The sequence below is a fragment of the Pseudomonas sp. B21-031 genome, from assembly GCF_024748985.1.
Classification (GTDB): domain Bacteria; phylum Pseudomonadota; class Gammaproteobacteria; order Pseudomonadales; family Pseudomonadaceae; genus Aquipseudomonas; species Aquipseudomonas kermanshahensis.
This window is the reverse complement of record NZ_CP087181.1, coordinates 4,736,293-4,758,702: the sequence shown is the minus strand read 5'-3', so window position 1 is coordinate 4,758,702 and position 22,410 is coordinate 4,736,293. Positions and strand designations below refer to the sequence as shown.

Annotated in this window: 17 protein-coding genes; 4 read left to right on the top strand and 13 right to left on the bottom strand. The window is 62.4% G+C overall.

The window, feature by feature from the left end; genetic code table 11:
- The first annotated feature begins 116 nt into the window (after positions 1-116).
- Positions 117-530 (top strand): NUDIX domain-containing protein, encoded by a 414-nt coding sequence (locus LOY53_RS21225; RefSeq protein ID WP_252825650.1) that lies wholly within the window; start codon positions 117-119, stop codon positions 528-530.
- Here the strand turns inward: LOY53_RS21225 and metR are convergent.
- Positions 514-1,431: a transcriptional regulator MetR gene (gene metR / locus LOY53_RS21220; RefSeq protein ID WP_027594174.1), complete on the bottom strand. Its 918-nt coding sequence runs from the start codon at positions 1,429-1,431 to the stop codon at positions 514-516. The genes LOY53_RS21225 and metR overlap by 17 nt on opposite strands.
- A 196-nt stretch (positions 1,432-1,627) precedes the next feature.
- Here metR and LOY53_RS21215 point away from each other — a divergent pair, with 196 nt between their 5' ends.
- Positions 1,628-2,623, top strand: a complete 996-nt coding sequence (locus LOY53_RS21215; RefSeq protein ID WP_252825649.1) for an alpha/beta fold hydrolase — start codon at positions 1,628-1,630, stop codon at positions 2,621-2,623.
- 36 nt (positions 2,624-2,659) lie between these two features.
- Here the strand turns inward: LOY53_RS21215 and LOY53_RS21210 are convergent, their stop codons facing one another.
- The 6 genes from LOY53_RS21210 to LOY53_RS21185 all read right to left on the bottom strand — a co-directional run bounded on the left by LOY53_RS21210 (position 2,660) and on the right by LOY53_RS21185 (position 9,166).
- Complete coding sequence (locus LOY53_RS21210; RefSeq protein ID WP_085273564.1) at positions 2,660-3,988, bottom strand: sigma-54 dependent transcriptional regulator; 1,329 nt, start codon at positions 3,986-3,988, stop codon at positions 2,660-2,662.
- A complete protein-coding gene (locus tag LOY53_RS21205; protein WP_186677485.1) occupies positions 3,985-5,889 on the bottom strand; it encodes an ATP-binding protein in 1,905 nt (634 codons plus the stop codon). Before LOY53_RS21205 ends, LOY53_RS21210 begins: the two co-directional genes overlap by 4 nt.
- A 67-nt stretch (positions 5,890-5,956) precedes the next feature.
- On the bottom strand, positions 5,957-6,691 hold the full coding sequence (locus LOY53_RS21200) for an amino acid ABC transporter ATP-binding protein (protein ID WP_027594178.1): 735 nt from the start codon (positions 6,689-6,691) through the stop codon (positions 5,957-5,959).
- Positions 6,688-7,359 carry an amino acid ABC transporter permease gene (locus LOY53_RS21195; RefSeq protein ID WP_252825648.1) on the bottom strand — a complete coding sequence of 224 codons (672 nt, stop codon included), beginning with the start codon at positions 7,357-7,359 and terminating at the stop codon, positions 6,688-6,690. The genes LOY53_RS21200 and LOY53_RS21195 overlap by 4 nt, the downstream gene beginning before the upstream one ends.
- On the bottom strand, positions 7,360-8,106 hold the full coding sequence (locus LOY53_RS21190; RefSeq protein WP_027594180.1) for an amino acid ABC transporter permease: 747 nt from the start codon (positions 8,104-8,106) through the stop codon (positions 7,360-7,362).
- Between the two features lie 142 nt (positions 8,107-8,248).
- On the bottom strand, positions 8,249-9,166 hold the full coding sequence (locus tag LOY53_RS21185; protein WP_252825647.1) for a glutamate/aspartate ABC transporter substrate-binding protein: 918 nt from the start codon (positions 9,164-9,166) through the stop codon (positions 8,249-8,251).
- 319 nt (positions 9,167-9,485) lie between these two features.
- Here LOY53_RS21185 and LOY53_RS21180 point away from each other — a divergent pair, with 319 nt between their 5' ends.
- Complete coding sequence (locus LOY53_RS21180; protein WP_258703263.1) at positions 9,486-13,883, top strand: NEL-type E3 ubiquitin ligase domain-containing protein; 4,398 nt, start codon at positions 9,486-9,488, stop codon at positions 13,881-13,883.
- Positions 13,884-13,921: 38 nt separating this feature from the next.
- Here LOY53_RS21180 and glpD read toward each other — a convergent pair whose 3' ends face one another.
- The 4 genes from glpD to LOY53_RS21160 form a co-directional block, all read right to left on the bottom strand.
- Positions 13,922-15,460 carry a glycerol-3-phosphate dehydrogenase gene (gene glpD / locus LOY53_RS21175; RefSeq protein WP_252825645.1) on the bottom strand — a complete coding sequence of 513 codons (1,539 nt, stop codon included), beginning with the start codon at positions 15,458-15,460 and terminating at the stop codon, positions 13,922-13,924.
- Between the two features lie 451 nt (positions 15,461-15,911).
- The gene (gene glpR / locus LOY53_RS21170; RefSeq protein ID WP_186677481.1) at positions 15,912-16,667 is read right to left on the bottom strand and encodes a DNA-binding transcriptional repressor GlpR; all 756 of its coding nucleotides are present in this window, start codon (positions 16,665-16,667) and stop codon (positions 15,912-15,914) included.
- A 202-nt stretch (positions 16,668-16,869) separates the two neighbouring features.
- Positions 16,870-18,369: a glycerol kinase GlpK gene (gene glpK, locus LOY53_RS21165; protein WP_258703262.1), complete on the bottom strand. Its 1,500-nt coding sequence runs from the start codon at positions 18,367-18,369 to the stop codon at positions 16,870-16,872.
- 51 nt (positions 18,370-18,420) lie between these two features.
- Positions 18,421-19,272: an MIP/aquaporin family protein gene (locus tag LOY53_RS21160; RefSeq protein ID WP_027594186.1), complete on the bottom strand. Its 852-nt coding sequence runs from the start codon at positions 19,270-19,272 to the stop codon at positions 18,421-18,423.
- Between the two features lie 303 nt (positions 19,273-19,575).
- On the opposite strand from LOY53_RS21160, the gene ybaK reads away from it, so the two are divergent.
- On the top strand, positions 19,576-20,046 hold the full coding sequence (ybaK, locus tag LOY53_RS21155; RefSeq protein WP_099455146.1) for a Cys-tRNA(Pro) deacylase: 471 nt from the start codon (positions 19,576-19,578) through the stop codon (positions 20,044-20,046).
- 40 nt (positions 20,047-20,086) lie between these two features.
- Here the strand turns inward: ybaK and LOY53_RS21150 are convergent, their stop codons facing one another.
- Both LOY53_RS21150 and argF read right to left on the bottom strand, forming a co-directional pair.
- Positions 20,087-21,196, bottom strand: coding sequence for an ABC transporter ATP-binding protein (locus tag LOY53_RS21150; protein WP_252825642.1), 1,110 nt, complete (start codon positions 21,194-21,196; stop codon positions 20,087-20,089).
- Positions 21,193-22,113, bottom strand: a complete 921-nt coding sequence (gene argF / locus LOY53_RS21145; RefSeq protein ID WP_085273557.1) for an ornithine carbamoyltransferase — start codon at positions 22,111-22,113, stop codon at positions 21,193-21,195. Before argF ends, LOY53_RS21150 begins: the two co-directional genes overlap by 4 nt.
- Between the last annotated feature and the right edge of the window lie 297 nt (positions 22,114-22,410).

Genomic DNA, 22,410 nt, shown 5'->3' with positions numbered 1-22,410 from the left:
GGCGGGTGGGCGGCGGGTTGGCAAGGGGCCGTTCGTCTGTGAGTGCGAGTTGCACTGTCCTTGTCAGGCGATGAGCCCCATGGGATCCTCTCAGGCTTTTCCAGCGAGCCCATCCCATGCCCAACACCCTTCGCATCGCCGCCGCCCTGCTGATCGACCCCCAGGGCCGCACCCTGCTGGTGCGCAAGCGCGGTACCGTGGCCTTCATGCAGCCCGGCGGCAAGATCGATGCGGGCGAGTCGCCGGTAGAGGCGCTGGTGCGTGAGCTGCATGAGGAACTGGGCCTGCGCATCGACCCCGCCCAGGCCGTCCACGTCGGCCAGTTCAGCGCGCCGGCTGCCAACGAGCCAGGCTACCTGGTGCAAGCCGAACTGTTTCGCGTCGACAGCGCCGAGGCCGTGACCCCGGCAGCGGAAATCGAAGAAGTGGTGTGGCTGGCGGCGGACCAGGCGCCTGCGCTTGAGTTGGCGCCGCTGACCCGCGACCTGATCCTACCGTTGTACCGCCAGGCCGTCAGCGTACCGCGCTGACCCCATCGAGGGTGGCAAACGAGGTGTCCTTGGCGGTCAGCAAGAAATCGCGCATGTACGGCGCATCGAGCATGTCGGTGCGCACCGCCGCATAAAGCGTGGCGAACAGGCCCTTTTCGCCCAGGCGCTTGCCTTTCACGTAGCCCCGCGAGCTGTACTCGTGCAGTGCCCAGTGCGGCATGCCGCACACGCCACGGCCGCTGGCGACCAATTGCATCATCATCACCGTCAGCTCCGAGGTACGCACGGCGGCTGGCTCGATGTCGGCCGGCTCCAGGAAGCGGGTGAAGATATCCAGGCGATCGCGTTCCACCGGGTAGGTGATCAGGGTCTGGTCGAGCAGGTCTTGCGGCACCATGTAAGGCTTGCTGGCCAGCGGGTGCTGGTTGGCCACGGCGAGCATGGCTTCATAGGTGAACAGCGGCACATAGGTGATACCGGCCAGGTCCAGCGGGTCGGAGGTGACCACCAGGTCCAGGTCGCCACGGGCCAGCGCGGGCAGGGGAGCGAAGGCGAAACCCGAGGCCAGGTCCAGTTCGACTTCCGGCCAGGCATCGCGGAACTGGTCGATGGTCGGCATCAGCCATTGGAAGCAGCTGTGGCATTCGATGGCCATGTGCAAGCGCCCGGCGGTGCCACCGGCCAAGCGCGCGATGTCACGCTCGGCGCCGCGCAGCAGCGGCAGGGTGGCATCTGCCAGTTGCAGCAAGCGCAGGCCGGCGCTGGTGAAGCGGATCGGTTTGCTCTTGCGCACGAACAGCGGCAAGCCCAGGCGCTCTTCCAGCTCTTTGAACTGGTGCGACAGCGCCGACTGTGTCAGGTGCAGGCGTTCGGCGGCCTCTACCAGGCTGTCGGCCTCGCGCAGGGCATGAAGGGTTTTCAGGTGGCGGATCTCCAGCACTGCTGACTCCGAGGGTTGAATGCCAAAGGGAAACAATTGAGTTGAGTTTCTCTCATGTTTCCCAGGCTGTCGACTGGACCGTTGGCCACACCACTCAGCGGGGGTCATCAAACTGTCACTGAACTGTGGCAGCGCGCCCGACAGAAATTCATCACACTCGCGCTCTACTGGGGATCTGCATTCTGGTGTTTCTTTCATGCGGGCTTTGCTGCTGTTTCTCTTCTTCCTTTTCAGCGTGCCGGCGAGTTTCGCCGACCAGCGCTGTGACACGCAGGTAGCGGTACAACGGGCTGAACTGGGTGATTTGAGCCTGGTTTACCAAAGCGTCGGTGCGCCGCGAGACCCTGCATTGCTGCTGGTCATGGGCCTGGGCGGGCAACTGATCCATTGGCCGGACGACGTGGTCGAGGCTTTGTGCCGCCAGGGTTTTCGGGTGATACGCTACGACAACCGCGATGTCGGCCTGTCGCGCTGGAACCAACTGCCACCCTCGGCCAACCTGACGGTCGAGCTGCTGCGCTACAAGCTCGGCCTGCCGGTTTCCGCCCCCTATACGCTCACCGACATGGCGGGGGATGGGTTGCGGTTGATGGATTCATTGGGCGTACGCCAGTTTCATGTGCTGGGTGTCAGCATGGGCGGGATGATTGCCCAGCACCTGGCGGCAATGGCGCCGGAGCGGGTCCGTAGCCTGACGCTGGTGATGTCCAGCTCAGGCGCCGCAGGGCTGCCGGCGCCGGACCCTGCTCTGGTGCAGCTGTTGGCCCGGCGCAGTGCGCCCAGCCGTGAGGTAGCGATCGAGCAGCAGGCTGACTTGCTGGCGGCACTGGGCAGCCCACAGGTGCGTGATGATCGGGCCGCCTTGTTGCAGCAGGCAGCGGTGGCCTATGACCGGGCATTCAACCCGGATGGCGCCAAGCGCCAGATCATGGCGATCCTGGCCGAACCGAGCCGGGTGGCGTTGCTCAACCAGCTGCGCGTGCCGACGCTGGTGGTGCATGGCACGGCCGACCCATTGTTGCCGGTGATGCATGGGGTGCACTTGGCGGCGCATATCCAGGGCAGTCAGCTGCGCTTGATACCGGGGCTGGCGCACCGCTTTCAGGAGCCGTTCAAGGCGCCGTTGCTGGGGGCGGTGCTGCCTTACCTGCAATCACATCGGCAGGATGTGACGCATATTGCGGGGCTGTGAGATTTGCATTGCCCGCGAAGCAGGCGCCGCCGATTTTCAGCCCAGCCCGTACTTTTTCACTTTGTCGAACAGCGTGGTCTTGGCCATGCCCAGCTCCTGGCTGGCCTGGCTGAGGTTGCCGCCGGTGCGTTGCAAGGCATCGCTGAGCAGGTTGCGTTCAAAGGCCTCCACCGCCTCGGAAAAGCCCAGGCCCTGGCTGGCGCCGCCACTCGGGCCTTTCTTGAAGGCCGGTAAGCCCAAGGCATGACGCTCGGCAACGTTGCGCAGTTCTCGCACGTTGCCCGGCCAGTCATGGGCCATCAACCGCGACAAGGTCTGGCTGTCCAGTGTCGGTGCTTCACGGTCGAAGCGCAGGGCCGATTGCTGCAGGAAGTGTTCGAACAACTGCAGGATGTCTTCGCGGCGCTCACGCAGGGGGGGGAGCTCAAGCGTCACCACGTTCAGCCGGTAGTACAGGTCACTGCGAAACTGCCCGTTCTGCCCCATGGCATCGAGGTCGGACTTGGTCGCGGCGATCACCCGGCAATCCACCGCGATGCTCTGATTCGAGCCCAGCCGCTCCAGTGTGCGCTCCTGCAACACCCGCAGCAGCTTGATCTGCAGGTTGATCGGCATGCTCTCGACCTCGTCGAGGAACAGCGTGCCGCCATTGGCGTGTTCGATCTTGCCGATTCGGCGTTTACCTGCGCCGGTAAAGGCGTTGGCTTCGTGGCCGAAAATTTCGCTCTCGAAGAGGTTTTCGGGCAGGCCGCCGCAGTTCAGCGCCACGAAAGGTTGGCCCTGGCGGCGGCTGAAATCATGCAGGCAGCGGGCGACCAGTTCTTTGCCGGTGCCGGTCTCGCCTTCGATCAGCACGTTGGCCGAGGTGTCGGCGACGTTGGCGATCAGTTCACGCAGGTGCTCCATGGCCGGCGAGCGGCCAATGATGCGGCCCTCCAGGCTGCTCTGTTCGGCCAACTGGCGGCGCAAGGCAACTACCTCGCGGGACAGGCCGCGCTGTTCGAGGGCGCGGCGCACCACGTCGACCAGGCGCTCGGGGGAGAAGGGCTTTTCCATGAAATCGTAGGCGCCGTTGCGCATGGCGCCGACCGCCATGTCGATATCGCCGTGGCCGGTGATCAGCACCACCGGCAGGCTGCGGTCGCGGGCCTTGAGGCGGTTGAGCAGCTCAAGGCCATCAATGCCCGGCAAGCGAATGTCGCTGACGACGATGCCGGCAAAGTCGTCGCCGATGCGTTCCAGGGCCTGTTCGGCGCTGCCGACTCCTTCGCAGGCGATGTCTTCCAGGGCCAATGCCTGCTGGCAGCCGAGCAGCACATGCGGGTCGTCTTCGACAATCAGGACGGTGAGAGGCGCTTGGTTCATGGGTGCTCTGCCGGTTCGCTAGGGGGGGATACCAGGGGCAGGACAAGCACAAAGGCCGTGCCGCCACTGACAGGATGCTCGACGTTCAGGCTGCCTTTGGCGGCGGCGGCAAGGCTCGCCGACAAGGTCAGCCCCAGGCCCAGGCCATGTTCGCCCGGTTTGGTGGTGAAGAAGGGTTCGAACAGATGCTTGCGTGCCTCGGCGTCAATGCCATGGCCGTTGTCACGGACCCGCAGGCGATACTTGTCACCCTGCAGTTCGCCTTCGAGCCACAGCTCTGGCAGGGGCTGTGTCGCCATGGCGTCGATGGCGTTGCCGATCAGGTTGACCAGGATCTGCTCCAGGCGGGTCTGGTCGATGGCCAGTTGATGGTCTTCGAACTGGTTGTGCAATTGCAAGTGGCAGCCACTGACGCGGTTGGCCAGTACCTGCAGGGTGGCGTCCACTGCCTTGGCCAGCGATGCCTGGCCACCGTCGTCGCCACGGCGGGCGAATGAACGCAGGCTGGCGGTGATTCGGCCCATGCGGTCGATCAGGTCATTCATGGTACGCAGGTTGGTGCTGGCCGTTTCCAGCGCGCCGCGTTCGAGGAAGCGTACGGTGTTGCCGGACAACGTGCGCAACGCGGCCAAGGGCTGGTTGAGTTCATGGGCGATGCTGGTCGACATCTGCCCGATGGCAGCCAGCTTGCCCGCCTGCACCAGCTCATCCTGGGCATGGCGCAGGGTTTGCTCAGCATGTCGGCGCTCGCGGATCTGCCCCTTCAGCCGCTCGTTGCTGGCGCGCAAGTCGGCGGTGCGTTCGGTGATGCGGCGTTCGAGTTGGCTGTTGGCTTCCTGCAGCGCCTCACGGGCAGCCAAGCGGGTGGCGATGACTTTGCGGCGTTCGTTCCAGGCGATGCCCAGGATGGCCAGCAGGGCGAATGCCACCCCGACCAGGATGCCTTGCACCATCGATTCTCGGCGCAGGTCTTGCAGTGGGGTCAGCAGGGTGAAATGCCACGGGGTGTCGACCAGGCGACGGGTCTGGGCCAGGTAGGCCACTTCATGGGCCTTGCCTTGTGCTGTTTCGCTGTTGGCCGGGAAGGTCAGCTTTTCAACACCATCGGCGAGGGTTTCCCGCGCCAGAGGTTGCAGCTCGTTCAACGGCCACCAGTAATACTGCAGGCTGCGCGCCAGGCGCTCCTTGATTTGCGGGGTCAGCGGGCGCACCGACTTCAAGCGCCGTGCCGGGTCACTGGACAGAATGATGATGCCGTTCTCATCGCTGACGAACGCTTCCAGGCGGGCACGCTGCCAACGTTCTTCGAGGGTGTCCAGGCGTACCTTGATCACCGCAACGCCTATGATCTTGCCGTGTTCTTCCAGGCCATGGGCCAGGTAGTAGCCGGCCTCGCCGGTGGTGCTGCCGATGCCATAGAAGCGCCCGGGTTCGCCGCGCACGGCAGTCTGGAAGTAGGCCCGGAACGACAGGTCTTCACCCAGAAACGAATCGGCATCGCGCCAGTTGCTGGTGGCCTGCACCCGGCCGTTGGTGTCGAGCACGAAGATTGCCCGGCTGCGGCTGCGCCGGTTCAGGCCTTCGAGGTATTCGTTGACCGCCTGGCGGGAGCCGCCATCGGGCTCGGTGAGCAGGTGCGAGACGCTGTCTTCAAGCTCCAGCAGGCTAGGCAGGTAGGTGTATTTGCTGATCTCGCTCTCTACCGTGCGCGCGTGCAGCTCCAGCTGACGCTCGCCGTTTTCGCTCAGGCTGCGGATGCCATTGCTCTCGCTGACCAGGTAACCGGCCATGCCGAGGCCGACCATCAGCAGGATGATCAGGGGGGGTAACAGCAATTGACGAATCAGGCGGGAATTCACGGCAGGTCTGGCAGGGAGAAGAAGCGAAGGATCGCATTTCATCACAGTGGCCTTGTCACGACCAGCGTCCGCTGCCCGATGGGGGCGGGCAGCGGAGGCTGAGGCCGGCTTAGTGTTGCAGGATCTTGCTGAGGAAGTGCTGGGTGCGTTGGTCGCGGGCGTTCTGGTCGCCGAAGAACTCTTCTTTGGTGCAGTCTTCGATGATGCTGCCTTTGTCCATGAAGATGACCCGGTTGGCGACCTTGCGGGCAAAGCCCATCTCGTGGGTCACGCACATCATGGTCATGCCCTCGTTGGCCAGCTGAACCATCACATCGAGCACTTCACTGACCATTTCAGGGTCCAGTGCCGAGGTGGGTTCGTCGAACAGCATGACGATTGGGTCCATGGCCAGGGCGCGGGCGATCGCCACCCGTTGCTGCTGGCCGCCGGAAAGCTGGCCGGGGTGTTTCTTGGCATGCGCGCTGAGGCCGACGCGATCGAGCAGGGCCAGGCCTTTTTTGGAGGCTTCTGCCTCGCTGCGGCCGAGCACCTTGCGCTGGGCGATGGTCAGGTTTTCGGTGATGGTCAGGTGCGGGAACAGTTCGAAGTGCTGGAACACCATGCCCACCCGCGAGCGCAGTTTCGGCAGGTTGGTCTTCGGGTCGGCAATCGAGGTGCCATCGACCACGATGTCGCCCTTCTGGAACGGCTCCAGCGCGTTGACGCACTTGATCAGGGTGGACTTGCCCGAGCCCGACGGCCCGCACACTACTACCACTTCACCCTTCTTGACGTCGGTGCTGCAGTCGGTCAGTACCTGGAAGTCGCCGTACCACTTGTTGACGTTCTTGATGGAAATCATACGGTGATCCTTTTTTGCAGGCGCTTGACCAGCCACGAAGCGGAGAAGCTGATGAGGAAGTAGACGACCCCGGCGAAGATCAGGAACTCATGCGAGCGCCCGATGATGTCGCCGTTGGAGCGTGCCGAGTTGAGGAAGTCGACCAGGCCCACGGTGTACACCAGCGAGGTGTCCTGGAACAGGATGATACTTTGCTGCAGCAGCAAAGGGGTCATCTTGCGGAAGGCCTGGGGCAGGATGATCAGGCGCATGGTCTGGGCGTAGTTCATGCCCAGCGCTTGCGCGGCGCCCATCTGGCCCTTGGAGATCGACTGCACACCGGCACGGACGATTTCGCAGAAGTAGGCGGCCTCGAACATCATGAACGCGACCACGCAGGAGGTAAACGCACCGACGGGGGTGTCTTCGCCGGTGATCCAACGCAGCACGAACGGCACCGCCAGGTAGAACCAGGTGATCACCAGCAGCAGTGGGATCGAGCGGAAGTAGTTGACGTAAGCGCCCGCCAGCCGCGACAGCAGTTTGCTCGACGACAGGCGCATCAGCGCCAGGAGGGTGCCGAGTGCGATACCGCCGACCACGCCCATGACCATCAGTTGCAAGGTCATGATCATGCCTTCCCAGAGGGCAGGCAGGGCCGGGATGATTTCGCTGAAATCCATGTCCATTTACTTGCCCCCCACAGAAATCAGGCCAGGTACTGCGACTTTCTTCTCGACCAGGCGCATGAGCAGCATCAGGCCCATGTTCAGGGTGAAGTAAATCAGCGTGGCCAGGGTGAACGCCTCGAACAGGTTGGCGGAGAACTCTGCGGTCTGCTTGGTTTGTGCCAGCAGCTCCATCAGGCCGATCAGCGAGGCCACCGAGGAGTTCTTGAACACGTTGAGGAACTCGGACGTGAGCGGCGGAATGATGATCCGGTAGGCTTGCGGCAGCAGCACGTTGGTGTAGATCTGCGGCAGGCTGAAGCCCATGGCGCGGGCTGCGGATTCCTGGCCGCGGGGCAGCGCCTGGATGCCGGTGCGCACTTGTTCGCAGACACGGGCCGCAGTGAACAGGCCCAGGCACACCACCACGCTGATCAGCGCCGAAGTGGTCGGGTTGAGGTCCTGCTTGAACCATTCCTGCAGGCCTTCGGGTAGCAGGTCCGGTACCAGGAAGTACCAGATGAACAGCTGCACCAGCAGCGGCACGTTGCGGAACAGCTCCACATAGACAGTGGCGATGCCCGATACCAGGCGGTTCGGCACGGTACGCATGACGCCAAGGACAGACCCCAGCAGCAGCGCGATGATCCAGGCAGTGATGGCGATGGCGATGGTCCAGCCCAGGCCGGTGATGTACCAGTCCAGATAGGTTTCGCTGCCCACGCCGGTGGACTTGAAGAACACGCCCCAGTCCCAGTTGTAATTCATCGGGATTTCCCCTCAGACGGTTGTTTCACGGGCACCTTCGAGCATCCGGGGGCGCTTGGCGCCCTCGGATGAAAGGTTAGACACTAATGAGTGGCCTGCAGAATTGATTCGTGCGCATGCGCACCAGGCCACTATCTGAGGATCAGGACTTCTTCTCGTCCGCCGCTTTGTCGGTCGGCTCGGCGATCAGTTTTTTAAGCTCGTCGCTCATCTGGAACTGCAGGTTCAGGCCCTTTGGCGGGATTGGCTGCATGAACCACTTGTCGTAGCTCTTGTTGACTTCGCCCGACTTGAAGTAAGCCACGATGGCCTCGTCGACCGCTTTCTTGAACGCAGCGTCTTCCTTGCGCACCATGCAGCCGTAGATTTCGTACGACTGAGGTGTACCGGTGATAACCCAGTCGGACGGTTTGCGAGCCTTGGCCATTTCACCGGCCAGCAGGGCGTCGTCCATCATGAAAGCCACGGCGCGGCCGCTTTCCAGCATGTTGAAGGCTTCACCGTGGTCCTTGGCGGAAATCACGTTCATCTTCATTTGCTTGTCGGCGTTCATTGCCTTGAGGATGCGTTCGGAGGTGGTGCCGGCGGTGGTCACCACGTTCTTGCCAGCCAGGTCCGGGAAGTCTTTATAGGAAGGCTGACCGTCCTTGACCTTGGTCAGCAGGCGGGTGCCGACTTCGAAGATGCCAACCGAGAAGCCGACTTGCTGCTGGCGCTCGACGTTGTTGGTGGTGGAGCCGCACTCCAGGTCGACGGTGCCGTTTTGCACAAGCGGGATGCGGGTCTGGGAGGTGACGAGGTTGTACTTGACCTTGATGTCGGTGCCCAGTTGTTTTTTCAGGGCCTCGACCACGGCCAGCTGGATGTCGTGGGAGTAGCCCACGGGCTCCGGCTTGCCTGCCAGGTAGGAAAATGGAATGGAGGAGTCGCGGTGGCCCAATGTGATGGTGCCCGAGTCCTTGATCTTCTTCAGGGTGCCGGTCAGCTCCTCGGCCATGGCCGGCGAAGCGATGACTGCAGCCGCGATAGCGGCGCCCAGCAATTGACGAACGATACGCATCAAATTTTCCTCGACATGTTTGTTTTTTTTATGGAGCCGTTGGCGGACTCTTTCGTTCAACGAATACAACATGAAGCGGGTGCATTCGGCTAAAGAGTGTAGAGCATGAGTCGTGCCAAGCTTCCTTCTTGATCATAACGCCCCGAAATTACGGGGTATCGATCTTTTTTGACAGTAAATCGACAGCATGTGTTGTCCGTGATTCCGAATGGGTTGGCTTTTGCTGTTCGGAAACCCGAATGAATGGAGCCTTGATTTAGTTACCGCAGGTGACGGTTTGCCGTGTGGTCTGTTAACGGCTTTTACGGACCGCACTGCCATGACCCTTTCTCCCAATGAAGCGCCCGCGTCGATTGATGCCCTGATTTCCCAGCGTTTACCGGCTTGGCTCACCGCGGCCACGGTCGACCAGCAGCGTGCGCTTCACCGTGCCCTGCGCCAGCAGCAGGACAGCGCTGAGCGTGTCCGACAGTTGTTCAGCCGTATTCCACCCCTGGATGATTTTGCCGAGGCGCTGCTGCACGAAGCCCTGCGCCAGCGTTTTAAAGTCACCACCGATGTACGCAAGGCAACGCTGCGCAAGGTGGTGCAGATCATTCTGGCAACGCCCATGCCACCAACGCCATCGCCGAACATTGTCCGCATCTCGACTCAGCCCCTGTTGACGACCGCGCTGCACAACTTCACCCAGGCGGAAACCAAGCCAGGGCCTTTCACCCAGGTCGCGCTGCGCGATGTGGCCGGTGTGACACTCTCGGTGTCATTCGAGCGCTTTGCCAAGCTGTGCCGCACGCTCGACCTGGGTGGGCGCTATCAGGCCCTGTTGCGCGAGCATCTGCTGCCAGCGGATCGGCCAGGCGACGAACCCGGCCAGGCCCGTCGCCAGGTTGAGGTATTGCTGGAGGAGGCTCTGCGCTCCTCGTTGGAGGCTGCCGTACGCCTGGCGGTCGTCAAGGGCGAGATCAGCCATGACATCTACCTGCAGACACTGCCGATCTTTGCCAAGACTGCCGTTGTGCCTGCCTACCCCGTGGTGTTGAGTACCCGCCAGGTGTACTTGCTGGGCAAGTGCCTGCACGGAGTGGTGGCCATCGAGATTCAAGACCGCGATCAGGCTTATTTGCGCGGGATCCTGCTCTGGATACCGGGGGACCCCCAGCAACCTGTGCAGGTGTTCGAATCTTGGTGGGCATTCTTTCAGGCCATGGGGCTGCGCTTGCGCGATTCTCACTATGCGGCGTTCATGGCGCGGTTTATCGCCGAGCGTGACCGGGTCGCATTTTTTGGCGCCTTGAGGCATTTGCTGTCGTCGAGTGCCGAGGGCTCAGTCCTCAGGCTCGATGGCCGCAACTTCGCCATCACCCAACCGTTGTTTGCCTTTCTGCGCGCTGCGCGCATCGACAAGGTGCTCGATGATGCCCGTGTGCTGGCGGTCCCAACGGCTGATGAGGACAGGAAGGCACGGGACGAGCGGCTCCAGGGCTACCAGCAGGCGGGGCTGACCTTGCTGAACCTGGCTGGGCTGTTCGTGCCGGTGTTGGGGGAACTGATGCTCGCGGTCGCTGCGGTGCAGATCGCTGATGAGGTCTATGAGGGGTACCAGGATTGGCAGCTGGGCGATCGCCAGGGCGCATTGGAGCACGTGTTCGGTGTCGCTGAAAGTGTGGCGCTGGGCGCCGCGATTGGGGCTGGCACGGCAGCGGCCGGGCAAGTGCTCAAGCGCATCGCGTTCGTTGATGACCTGTCGCCGATTCGTACTGATGCCGGTCACGTCAAGCTCTGCGCTCACGACCTCAATGCCTATCGGGTAAAGGAGCAGGGCGTGACGGTGGGCGAACTGATCCCAGAGGATGACCAGTGGCAGTTGAAGTTGCACGAAGCCAGTTTTCAATTGGCGGGTTACAAGGATGGCGAGCACCTGTTCATCCGTCACCCTCAGCGCAGCGAGGCCTTTCAGCCAATGCTCGAGCACAACGGCAGTGGCGGCTGGCGGCATGCGCTGGAGCGTGCAGAAGAATGGGCGGAGCCGGCGCGCTTGATGCGCCGGTTGAGTGCTGAGCTGGCCGACGTCAGCGAGGAGGAGGTGCGCACGGTGCTCGACAGCACCGGCTTTGATGACGCACAGCTAAGGCGTCTGCACCTGGAAAACGCTCCGCCACCGGCGCGGTTGCTCGATGCACTGGAGCGCTACCGATTGCATGAGCAATTCCCCACCGTGCAAGGAGAGGCGTTCGAGTTTCTGGTCAGTAACTCACAAGACAGTGAGGAATTGGCCAGTGTCGTGCTGCGCCGGGACTTCCCAGGGCTATCGCAGCGCGGGGCACAAGAGATCATCCAACACGTCGAAAGCCAGCAGGTCGAGCAGATGCTGGCCAGTGATCGCGTACCCTTGGCCTTGGCTGAACGCGCCCGCTGGTTCTTGCGCGACAGCCGCCTCGACCGTGCCTGCGCAGGCTTGTGCCAGGCGTCGGCGGCCAATGCCGATACCGCAAAACTGGCCGTTGGCCTTATCGAGCAGTTGGCGCCTTGGCTAGAGCCGTATGCCCTCGAAGTGCGTGCAGACGACCGCACGGGGGCGATATTGGCGCAGGCAGGCGCAGAGGGCGCTGATCAGTGGTTCTGTCTTGTCAGGGTACCGACCGGATACACCGCTTACGCGGCGACAGGCGAGCCACTGCCAGGTGCTGCGCCAACTGACAGCCTGCTGAAGGCACTTTCATTGACCCTGAATGAAGGGCAAAAAATCGCCCTGGGAGGCAGCGCGCTAGACGCCCAGGCACTGAGCGACTTGCTGGCCGAGTACGCCCGCACCCATCGTGATGTGGCTGCGCAACTGATTGGCCAGGCGCCAATAGGCGGTGCTGTACGGCCGCCGGTGCGCTGGGGGGATGGGCGCTTGGGTTATCCGCTCAGTGGCCGGGGCGAAAGCCGCGGGCAGGCCAGCAGACGCGGGATGCGGCAAATTTTCCCGACCCTCGACGACAGCCAACTGCAACGCTACCTGCTGGACCTGATCGGGCGTGGGGTCGACCCATGGCAGCACTACAGCCAGCTCAGCGACCAACTGGCAAGCTTGCGCCAGGTCTTGCGGCGGTGGCGTATGGAACATGCCGGTGTACTGGACCTGATGCGGCGTGGTCGGGTCGCCAACATTATCCGCCGCGCCTGGCGTTGCAAGACAGGCCTGCGCAGCGACGGCACGTATGCGCTTGATATTGCGGGGGAGCGTGTCGGCAGCCTGCCGACGCTGGAGGAGGGGGTGAGTTTTCCGCATGTGACGCGGCTGACCCTGCGCGACATGGACTTGTCGGAAATCGACCCTGATTTCCTCGCGCGTTTTCCTAACTTGCGCGAACTCGACCTGCGCGAAAATCATCTGGCCATCGTACCGCCAGGTGTCGAGCGCCTGGCCCAATTGAGAGGGCTGCGGCTGGACCACAACCGGATCATTATGGACGTCGCTGGCAACCGTCGGATCAATGCCTTGGTCAATCTGCAGCGGCTGGAGCTCAATTTCAATCCACTCGGGTTCGCTCCTGATATTCGCGGGCTGATTCACCTTGGCCCGTTGGGGTTGCGTTCAACGGGCATCAGCGCATTCCCATCGCGCCTGCAGCAGTTACCGCTGCGGGGTATCGCCGACCTGCGCAACAACCAGATCCGCCAGGTCAATCAGGACTTGCATGGACTAAGCCAGCGCCTACGGCGTATGGCCTTGCATGACAACCCGCTGGATGAAGTGAGCGAGCAGTATCTGCATCAATTGCCCGCCCCTGCCAGTGGCCGCCACCAAGACGTCAGGCACAGCCCATCGTTTCGGCATCAGCTGGTGCAAGAGAACGAGCGTGAGCAATGGCTGGTCGGCTCTTCCGGCGCACAACGCAGCGAGCGCGAGATGCAGTGGCGTAACCTGCAATTGGAACGTGAATCCCGGCCTTTCTTCAACTTCCTGCGCGACTTATCTCGGTCTCCTGACTTTGTGCAGCGGCCCCTCTTCTATCGGGCTCGGGTCTGGAACATCATCGAGGCTTGTGAACAGAACAGTGAGCTGCGTGAGCAGCTGTTTGTCATGTCCGGCGGCACCGCTTCGTGCGAGGACCGGTTATTGTGGCTGTTCAGCCAGATGGAAGTGCGGGCGTTGATTCACCGACACACTGCGGGCTTATCCATCGCGCAAAGCGAGGTCGAGCTGATGCGCCTGAACCGCTCGCTGTTTCGCCTGGATGAACTTGACCACATCGCCGCTCGGCGTATCCAGGGGATTCGCGCTGCCGGGCGTGACGTGGACGACATCGAAGTCTATCTGACCTACCGTGTGCGGCTGGCCGGCTCGCTGCGGCTGCCGGCCCAACCCGCTGCACTGCATTTCGAGGCCTATGCCGGCCTGACACCGGCCGACCTGAATAACGCCAGGATTGAAGTGCTAAGGGCGGAAACCCCGGAGCGGCTGACCCAAGCGCTGGCCGAACGAGAGTTTTGGGAGCGTTACGTGCGAGACCGTTACGAGCGCCGCTTCACGGCGCTGGTGGACGCTTTCCGGGCGCCAGAAGAGGCCTACCGGGAGCGTGCAGAAGCGGGAGAGGTCAGTGAGGAGCAGTATCTGACGTACTGCGAAGGTACCGTGCAAGCCATACACGACGGCGAACGAGACCTGATTGTAACCTTGGCTCGCGAGGCTTTCGACCGTTGGTTCGGTATTGATGGGGTGTTGCCGTGAGCCGGTGCCGCTGAGGCGGCACCGGCTTCAGGTTGGCCTCAGGCGGCCTTGAACGATGCCTGGCTTACTGGCGCTTTCTTCAGGTAGTCGTGCAGCGCCTGCTGTTCTGCAGGCGAAGTGAACAGGCCCAGTTTGGTGCGGCGCCACAGGATGTCGGCCGCATCGACTGCCCATTCTTCACTGCGCAGGTAATCGACTTCACGGCTGAAGAGGCCGCCGCCAATGGCCTGGCCCAAACCTTCCGGGCCTTGAATACCCTCGAGCAGGCGCCATACGCGGCTGCCGTAAGTCACTGCCCAGCGTTTGGCGATGTCCACCGGCAGCCACCCGTACTGCGCCAGAATGGCGTCGGTCAGTGCCTGCGCGGTGGTCATGTCTTCCCCGCCGGGCAGCGGCGCGGCAGCGGTCCAGCTGGCGCGCATCTGGGTAAAGAACGGTTTGAGCTCGGCCATGGCCGATTCGGCCAGCTTGCGGTACGTGGTGAGCTTGCCGCCGAACACCGACAGCAGCGGCGCCTGGCCTTCGCCTGCCGACAGCGCCAGGGTGTAGTCGCGGGTCACGGCCGACGGGTTGTCCGACTCGTCGTTGCACAGCGGGCGTACGCCGGAGTAGGTGTGCAGGATGTCGTCACGGCTGAGCTGATGGTTGAAGTGTGCGTTGACCACCTTGAGCAGGTAGTCGGTCTCGGCCTCGGTGATTTTCACCTGGGCCGGGTCGCCGCTGTACTCACGGTCGGTGGTGCCGATCAGGGTGAAGCGGTCCAGGTAAGGGATGCAGAACACGATGCGCTGGTCTTCGTTCTGCAGGATGTAAGCGTGTTCGCCTTCGTACAGGCGCGGGACGATCAGGTGGCTGCCCTGAATCAGGCGGATGCCGTAAGGCGCATCCAGCTTGAGGTCATCCTTGATGAAGCTGGCCACCCACGGGCCAGCAGCGTTGACCAGGGCGCGGGCACGAATGCTCTGCAGGCTGCCGTCGGCATGCTGCAGCTCGACCTGCCACACGCCATCGACACGCTCGGCACGCAGGCAGCGGGTGCGGGTGACGATGTGCGCACCTTTTTCGCGGGCTGCCATGGCATTGAGCACGACCAGACGGGCGTCGTCCACGGCGCAGTCAGCGTATTCGAAACCGCGGGTGATGGCCGGCTTGAGCGGGTAGCCCGGGCCGAAGCGCAGGCTGCGTGAAGCGCCCAGGCGCTTGCGCTTGCCCAAGTGGTCGTAGAGGAACAGGCCGGCACGGATCATCCAGGCCGGGCGCAGGTGCGGGCGGTGGGGCAGCACGAAACGCATCGGCTTGACGATGTGCGGCGCCTTGGCCAGCAGAACTTCGCGCTCGGCCAGGGCTTCGCGCACGAGGCGGAACTCGTAGTGTTCCAGGTAGCGCAGGCCGCCATGGATCAGCTTGCTGCTCGCTGACGAGGTGTGCTGCGCCAGGTCGTCCTTTTCGCAAAGGAACACCTTCAGGCCGCGCCCGGCGGCGTCGGCAGCAATGCCCACACCATTGATGCCACCGCCGATCACGGCGAGGTCATAACAGTCAGCGAGGGGTGGCTGGGACGAAACGGGCTGGGACACGGGCAAGGCCTCCTGGGGCTGTTCACATCGAATATGAACATTGATGTTCGTTTCCGAAAATACTAGCGCAATAGAAGGCGGGTATCCAGTCAGTCTTTATAGAAAATACTGATCGGATGACAATAAAGTGAACATTTACGAAAATTCGGGTGTAGGGCTTGATTCATTAGGCGTTGTCGAGATCGAGCGCCGCCCGCGCGGCGCATCGCGAGCAACGCTCGCTCCTACGTTTGTTTCCGGCCAATTATTCCTGTGGCATTGGCGCGCGGCCCCTTGGCGCCCGCCTCAATGTAGCGTCGGACCAACCAGGCGGTCGCGCGCGCTGGCACAGGCGTGACTGGCCCGAAACAAACGTAGGAGCGAGCGTTGCTCGCGATGCGCCGTGCGGGCGGCGCTCGATCTCGAGAGCGATAAAAATCTCAATCCATACGCTTCAGTCCCACAATCTGCTTCACACCACGTCGAGGCGAATCTTGTACTGGTTGAGCAAGTGGGCGAGGGCGGGCGTCGGCGTCTGGTCGGTCACCAAACAGTCCACCAGGCTGATCGAGCCCAGGCGAACCATGGCATTGCGCCCGAACTTGCTGGAGTCGGCGGCCAGGATAACCTGGCGTGCATTGGCGATCAGGGCCTGGGAAACCCGTACCTCCTGGTAATCGAAGTCCAACAGGCTGCCATCTTCGTCGATGCCACTGATGCCAACCAGGGCGAAGTCGACCTTGAACTGGTTGATGAAATCGACGCTGGCCTGGCCTACCACACCGCCATCGCGGCGCACCGTGCCACCTGCAACCAGTACTTCGAAATCGTCCTTGGCCGCCAGGATCGAGGCCACGTGCAGGTTGTTGGTAATCACCTTCAGGTGGTTATGGTTGAGCAGTGCGCGGGCGATCGATTCGGTCGTTGTGCCGATGTTGATGAACAGCGAGGCATGGTCGGGAATCTGCGAGGCTACGGCTTCGGCGATGCGCTGCTTCTCGTCGCGCATCTGGTCGGCGCGCATGGCGTAGGCGGTGTTCTCGATACTCGAGTCATACGCGGCACCCCCGTGGTAGCGGCGTAGCAGGTTGAGCTCGGCGAGCTGGTTGATGTCGCGGCGGATGGTTTGCGGGGTGACGACGAACAGCTGCGCCATTTCTTCGATGCTGACGTAGCCGCGTTCGCGGACCAGCTCGAGGATTTGTTGTTGGCGAGGGGGCAGATTCATGGGCGGTCCTTATGGGCTGCCGGACAAATTCTGCAATGATGCCGTAGGAAGCGGATGACGGCCAGTGGAGTATCGGGCCGCTACGCAGCCCATCGCCGGCAAGCCGGCTCCCACACCGATCAGCTCTGCTGCCTAAAAAGGAGCTGTGATCGTGGGAGCCGGCTTGCCGGCGATGGGCTGCGCAGCGGCCCCTGACCCCGGATCAGGCTTCGTGATCTTCCCAGTCACGGGTACGGTCGACGGCCTTCAGCCACCCGGCGTAAAGCTGCTCTTTCTGCGTCTCGTCCAATTGCGGGCTGAACTCGCGCTCAATGATCGCCTTGTCGCGCAACTCGTCCAGGCTGCTCCAGAAGCCACAGGCCAGGCCTGCCAGGTAGGCGGCGCCGAGGGCTGTGGTCTCGCGCATTTTCGGGCGCTCCACGCAGGTGCCAAGGATGTCGGCCTGGAACTGCATGAGGAAGTTGTTGGCCACCGCACCGCCATCCACGCGCAATTCGGACAGGCGATAACCGCAATCCTGTTGCATGGCGTCCAGTACGTCACGGGTCTGGTAGGCGATCGATTCCAGCGCTGCACGAATGATGTGGTCGACCTTCACCCCGCGCGTCAGGCCGAACAGGGCGCCACGGGCATAAGGGTCCCAATAGGGGGCGCCCAGGCCTGTGAAGGCGGGCACCAGGTACACGCCGTTGCTGTCTTTGACCTTGCTGGCGAAGTACTCGGTATCGAGTGCGTCGTTGACGATCTTCAGCTCGTCACGCAGCCACTGCACGGTAGAGCCACCATTGAACACGGCGCCCTCCAGTGCATAGGCCACTTCACCCCGCGGGCCGCAGGCGATGGTGGTGAGCAGGCCATGGGACGAGTTGACGGCCTTGTCACCGGTGTTCATCAGCAGGAAGCAGCCGGTGCCGTAGGTGTTCTTGGCCTGGCCGGGCTCGACGCACATCTGGCCGAACAGCGCAGACTGCTGGTCGCCAGCGATACCGGCGATGGCAATGCCGCTCTTGGTGTGGCCGTAAACTTCGGAGGAGGGGCGAACCTCGGGCAGCATCTGGCGTGGGATGCCGAGGATTTTCAGCAGTTTTTCGTCCCATTCCAGTGTGTGAATATTGAACATCAGCGTGCGCGACGCGTTGGTGTAGTCGGTGACGTGCACCTTGCCGCCGGAGAATTTCCAGATCAGCCAAGTGTCGACGGTACCGAACAACAGCTCGCCACGTTCGGCGCGCTCACGGACGCCTTCGACATTGTCGAGGATCCACTTGAGCTTGGTGCCGGAGAAGTACGGGTCGGTGACCAGGCCGGTGGACTTGCGAATGTAGTCTTCATGGCCGTCACGCTTGAGCTGCGCGCAGATTTCGGTGCTGCGGCGGCACTGCCAGACGATGGCGTTGTACACCGGGCGGCCGGTTTCCTTGTCCCACACCACCGTGGTTTCACGCTGGTTGGTAATGCCCAGCGCAGCGACCTGGGCGTGGCTGATGCCCGCCTGGGCGAGGGCCTCGACCAAGGTGGCGCTCTGGGTGGCGAAAATCTCCATCGGGTCGTGTTCGACCCAGCCTGCCTGCGGATAATGCTGGGCGAATTCGCGCTGGGAGGTGCCGACCACATTGGCGTCGCGGTCGAAAATGATGGCCCGCGAACTGGTGGTGCCCTGGTCCAGGGCGATGATGTAGTTCTTATCCAGGGTGTCTGTCATGGTCGTAGGCCTTGCAAAAATGGGAAGTCAGGGCTTGGGCGTGAGGCCACATCAGTTGACTTGAGTATCGCCCTGGCGATTGTCGTTTGTCTCAGCGCTTGCGGTTGGCGCTACTGGCAGGTTGCGGGCGATCAGGCCGCGATACGCTGCGGCGCCCAGGCATGCGCCAAGGATCGGTGCGAACACCGGTACCAGGAAATAAGGAATGTCCCGTCCGCCAGTGAAGGCGATTTCGCCCCAACCGGCCAGGAAGGTCATCAATTTTGGCCCGAAATCGCGGGCTGGGTTCATCGCAAACCCTGTCAGCGGCCCCATGGCGCTGCCGATCACGGCAATCAGCAGGCCGATGAGCAGCGGCGCCACGGCGCCACGGGGCAGGCCATTGTTGTCGTCGGTCAGGGCCATGATCACGGCCATGAGGATGGCGGTGATGACCACTTCCACCAGGAATGCCTGGCCAGTGGACAGCGAGGGGTGCGGGTAGGTGGAGAACACCGACGCCAGCTCCAGGCTTTCGCTGCTGCCTCGCAGCATGGCGTGGGCTTGTTCGAAATCGAAGAACAGGTTGCTGTACAAGGTGTAGACCAACGCGGCGCCGCAGAAGGCGCCGCATACCTGGGCCAGCATGTAGAACGGCAGTTTGCGCTTGTCGAAGCCGGCGAACAGGGTGAGGGCGATACTCACGGCCGGGTTCAGGTGCGCGCCGGAAACACCGGCGGTGAAGTAGATCGCCATGCTCACGCCGACGCCCCAGATAATGCTGATTTCCCACAGGCCGAAGCTGGCACCCGCGACTTTGAGCGCGGCGACGCAACCGGTGCCGAAAAAGATGAGCAGGGCGGTGCCAAGAAATTCGGCCAGGCATTGGCTGGACAAGGTGGGTTCGCGTAGAGCAGTCGTCATGTATGACCTCGTTTTTTTTGTTGTGAGGCGCGTGGCGCTCGACAGCAAAGCCCGGAGTCGATCCCCATTGACCCCAGGCAGATACAGGAAATGCACCTTAAATGTGCACCATTTCTTCAGAAACGAAAAAATATAGACAAGAAACGCTTATGTCAAAGGTCGAAAGTGAACGGTCAGTCACGTTTTGGACGTAGTGTGGGGTCGCGAAACCGCACGCTAGACAGGCGCGTAGGCTCCGAACTGGCTGGGATGTGGGATATGTCCTAAAGTAGCCGCCGACTTATCCCTGACCGGAGCCTGCGCATGACCCCCGCCCTAGACCTGTTGAAAAAAGCCCGCGCCGAGCATCGTGTGCACAGTTATGAGCACGACCCTAAATCGGCATCCTATGGTTTGGAGGCAGCGGAAAAGCTCGGGCTCGATCCGCAGCACGTGTTCAAGACCTTGCTGGCGAGCAGTGAGAAAGGTGAGTTGCTGGTGGCCGTGGTGCCGGTGGTGGGCACCTTGGACCTCAAGGCACTGGCCCATGCGGCGGGGGTGAAGAAGTGCGAGATGGCCGACCCGGCCGCGGCCCAGCGGGCTACGGGGTACTTGGTCGGTGGCATCAGCCCGTTAGGCCAGAAGAAGCGCTTGCGCACCTTTATTGATGATTCGGCGCAGAACTTTGCAACCATCCATGTCAGCGCCGGGCGGCGCGGGCTGGAGGTGGAGTTGGCGGCGGCGGTGCTGGCTGAACACACCCAGGGCACGTTTGCCGGTATTGGCAGGGGTTGAAATCGCAGGGGCCGCTGCGCAGCAGCCCCTGAATAGAGAATCAGGTCGCCGAACTGTAGCGGCGAACGCCATTTTCCTGCCGTGGCAACTGCGCCGCGACACTGCCCGGCACCGGGAACAGCACCAGGTGATCAGCCGCCACGGCAATTCCTACATCCTCACCGACCTGATGATCGATATGGCTTGGGAAGATCGCCTCCAGCTGGCTACCGGTAGGCAGTTGCAGGCGATACAGGGTCGATGCCCCCAGGAAGCTCTTGCCCACGATACTGGCCCGCAGCAGGCTGTCTGGCGCATACACGATATCGTCAGGGCGCAGCAGCACATCCACCGAGCTGCCTGGCGCCATGATATAGGCGCGGTTGCCCCGCAGTTCGCCAAGTTCGGTATTGACTGCCTCGTGGCTGCTCATCTGGCCACGGATGAAGTAACCCTGGCCAATGAAGCTGGCCACGAACGGCGTCTGCGGCTCGTGGTAGAGGTTGTAAGGCGTATCCCACTGCTCCAGGCGACCTTCCTTGAACACACCCACCTGGTCGCTGACGGCAAACGCTTCCTCTTGGTCGTGGGTCACCAGAATGGCGCTGGTCCCCCGGCTCTTGAGGATGTCGCGCACCTCATGGCTCAAGCGGCGGCGCAGTTCCACGTCGAGGTTGGAAAACGGCTCGTCGAGCAGCAGTAACTGAGGCTCTGGCGCCAGCGCGCGGGCCAGGGCGACCCGTTGCTGCTGCCCACCGGACAGCTCGTGCGGATAGCGACCGCCCAAGCCGCCCAGCTTGACCAGCTCGAGCATCTCTTCGACCACCTCACCCTGGCGCGGGTGCTTGGCGATGCCGAAGGCGATGTTATGGGCCACGGTCAGGTGCGGGAACAGGGCGTAGTCCTGAAACACCATGCCGATGCGGCGTTTTTCCGGGGCCAGGGTGAAGCCAGCGCGGGAAATGACCTCGCCCGCCAGTTGGATCTCGCCTTCATGGATAGGCTCGAAACCGGCGATGGCGCGCAGGGTGGTGGTCTTGCCGCAACCGGATGAACCCAGCAGGCAACCAATGTCGCCTGCGTTCAGGTGCAGGTTGAGGTTCTGGACGATGCGCTGGTCGCCGTAGCCGCAGGCGAGGTTGCGCAGGTTGAGCAGTAGGGGTTGACTCATGCGTGGTGGTAAGCCGGTTCTACAAGGAATTCGAGAAGGGCCTTCTGTGCATGCAGGCGGTTTTCAGCCTGGTCCCAGGCGACCGAACGAGGGTCGTCGAGCAGGTCATGGCTGATTTCCTCACCACGGTGGGCGGGCAGGCAGTGCATGAACAGGGCGTCGGGTGCCGCCAGGTCGAGCAGTTCGCGGGTGACCTGGTAAGGCGCGAAATGCGCCAGGCGGCGTGCAGTTTCCTCCTCCTGGCCCATGGAAGTCCAGACATCGGTGGTCACCAGGTGCGCGCCGCGTACGGCTTCCTTCGGGTCGCGGATGATCTGCACACGATCACCGCCCAGCGCCATGAAGCGTGGGTCCGGGTCGTAGCCTTCGGGGCAGGCGATGCGCAGCTGGAAATCGAACTGCTGGGCGGCTTCGATATAAGAGTTGCACATGTTGAAGCCATCACCGATCCACGCCACGGTCTTGCCCTGGATCGAGCCACGGTGTTCGACGAATGTCTGCATGTCGGCCAGCAGCTGGCACGGGTGCGACTCATCGGACAGGCCGTTGATAACGGGTACGCGCGAGTTGGCGGCGAACTCGGTGAGGGTGCTGTGGGCGTGGGTGCGGATCATCACCACGTCGACCATGCTCGACAGCACGATGGCGCTGTCGCTGATCGGCTCGCCGCGGCCCAGCTGGGTGTCGCGGGGTGACAGGAAGATGGCCTGGCCGCCGAGCTGGATCATGCCTGCCTCGAACGACACGCGGGTCCGGGTCGAGGACTTTTCGAAGATCATGCCCAGCACGCGGTTTTTCAGCGGCTCGAACAGCACGCTTCGCTTGCGCAGGTCCTTCAGCTCGATGCCGCGGCGGATCACCCCGAGCAATTCGTCGGTGGTGAAGTCCAGCAGGGAGAGAAAGTGCCTAGCGCTCATGTTTGACTACCTTATCTGCAACGGTATGCAGGTCGACCGTATGGTTTTTTTTGACAACGGGAGTGACCTGCGGCGTAAGCCGCACGGGGCGGACGAAATAGGGAAAGGCGCAATACTATAATTAAATGTCGCCTGAAACCAAGAGGGGAAACAGCAGCTCTGTTGCAAAGGGTGTCGTTACCCCTTGAGCGTGCGCTGTTTTTTATTTGCTACAGAGGTTGTACACGGCTTGCCCGCAATTTGGCAAATGCGTGTCGCGAATCGTTTGCCTGATGTCGGGGAATTCACAGCGCAAAG

Coding starts and splice junctions, on each gene's coding strand:
- LOY53_RS21225 (WP_252825650.1), top strand. CDS start 117: ATGCCCAACACCCTTCGCATCGCCGCCGCCCTGCTGATCGACCCCCAG.
- LOY53_RS21215 (WP_252825649.1), top strand. CDS start 1,628: ATGCGGGCTTTGCTGCTGTTTCTCTTCTTCCTTTTCAGCGTGCCGGCG.
- LOY53_RS21210 (WP_085273564.1), bottom strand. CDS start 3,988: ATGAACCAAGCGCCTCTCACCGTCCTGATTGTCGAAGACGACCCGCAT.
- LOY53_RS21205 (WP_186677485.1), bottom strand. CDS start 5,889: ATGAAATGCGATCCTTCGCTTCTTCTCCCTGCCAGACCTGCCGTGAAT.
- LOY53_RS21200 (WP_027594178.1), bottom strand. CDS start 6,691: ATGATTTCCATCAAGAACGTCAACAAGTGGTACGGCGACTTCCAGGTA.
- LOY53_RS21195 (WP_252825648.1), bottom strand. CDS start 7,359: ATGGACATGGATTTCAGCGAAATCATCCCGGCCCTGCCTGCCCTCTGG.
- LOY53_RS21190 (WP_027594180.1), bottom strand. CDS start 8,106: ATGAATTACAACTGGGACTGGGGCGTGTTCTTCAAGTCCACCGGCGTG.
- LOY53_RS21185 (WP_252825647.1), bottom strand. CDS start 9,166: ATGCGTATCGTTCGTCAATTGCTGGGCGCCGCTATCGCGGCTGCAGTC.
- LOY53_RS21180 (WP_258703263.1), top strand. CDS start 9,486: ATGACCCTTTCTCCCAATGAAGCGCCCGCGTCGATTGATGCCCTGATT.
- glpR (WP_186677481.1), bottom strand. CDS start 16,667: ATGAATCTGCCCCCTCGCCAACAACAAATCCTCGAGCTGGTCCGCGAA.
- glpK (WP_258703262.1), bottom strand. CDS start 18,369: ATGACAGACACCCTGGATAAGAACTACATCATCGCCCTGGACCAGGGC.
- LOY53_RS21160 (WP_027594186.1), bottom strand. CDS start 19,272: ATGACGACTGCTCTACGCGAACCCACCTTGTCCAGCCAATGCCTGGCC.
- ybaK (WP_099455146.1), top strand. CDS start 19,576: ATGACCCCCGCCCTAGACCTGTTGAAAAAAGCCCGCGCCGAGCATCGT.
- LOY53_RS21150 (WP_252825642.1), bottom strand. CDS start 21,196: ATGAGTCAACCCCTACTGCTCAACCTGCGCAACCTCGCCTGCGGCTAC.
- argF (WP_085273557.1), bottom strand. CDS start 22,113: ATGAGCGCTAGGCACTTTCTCTCCCTGCTGGACTTCACCACCGACGAA.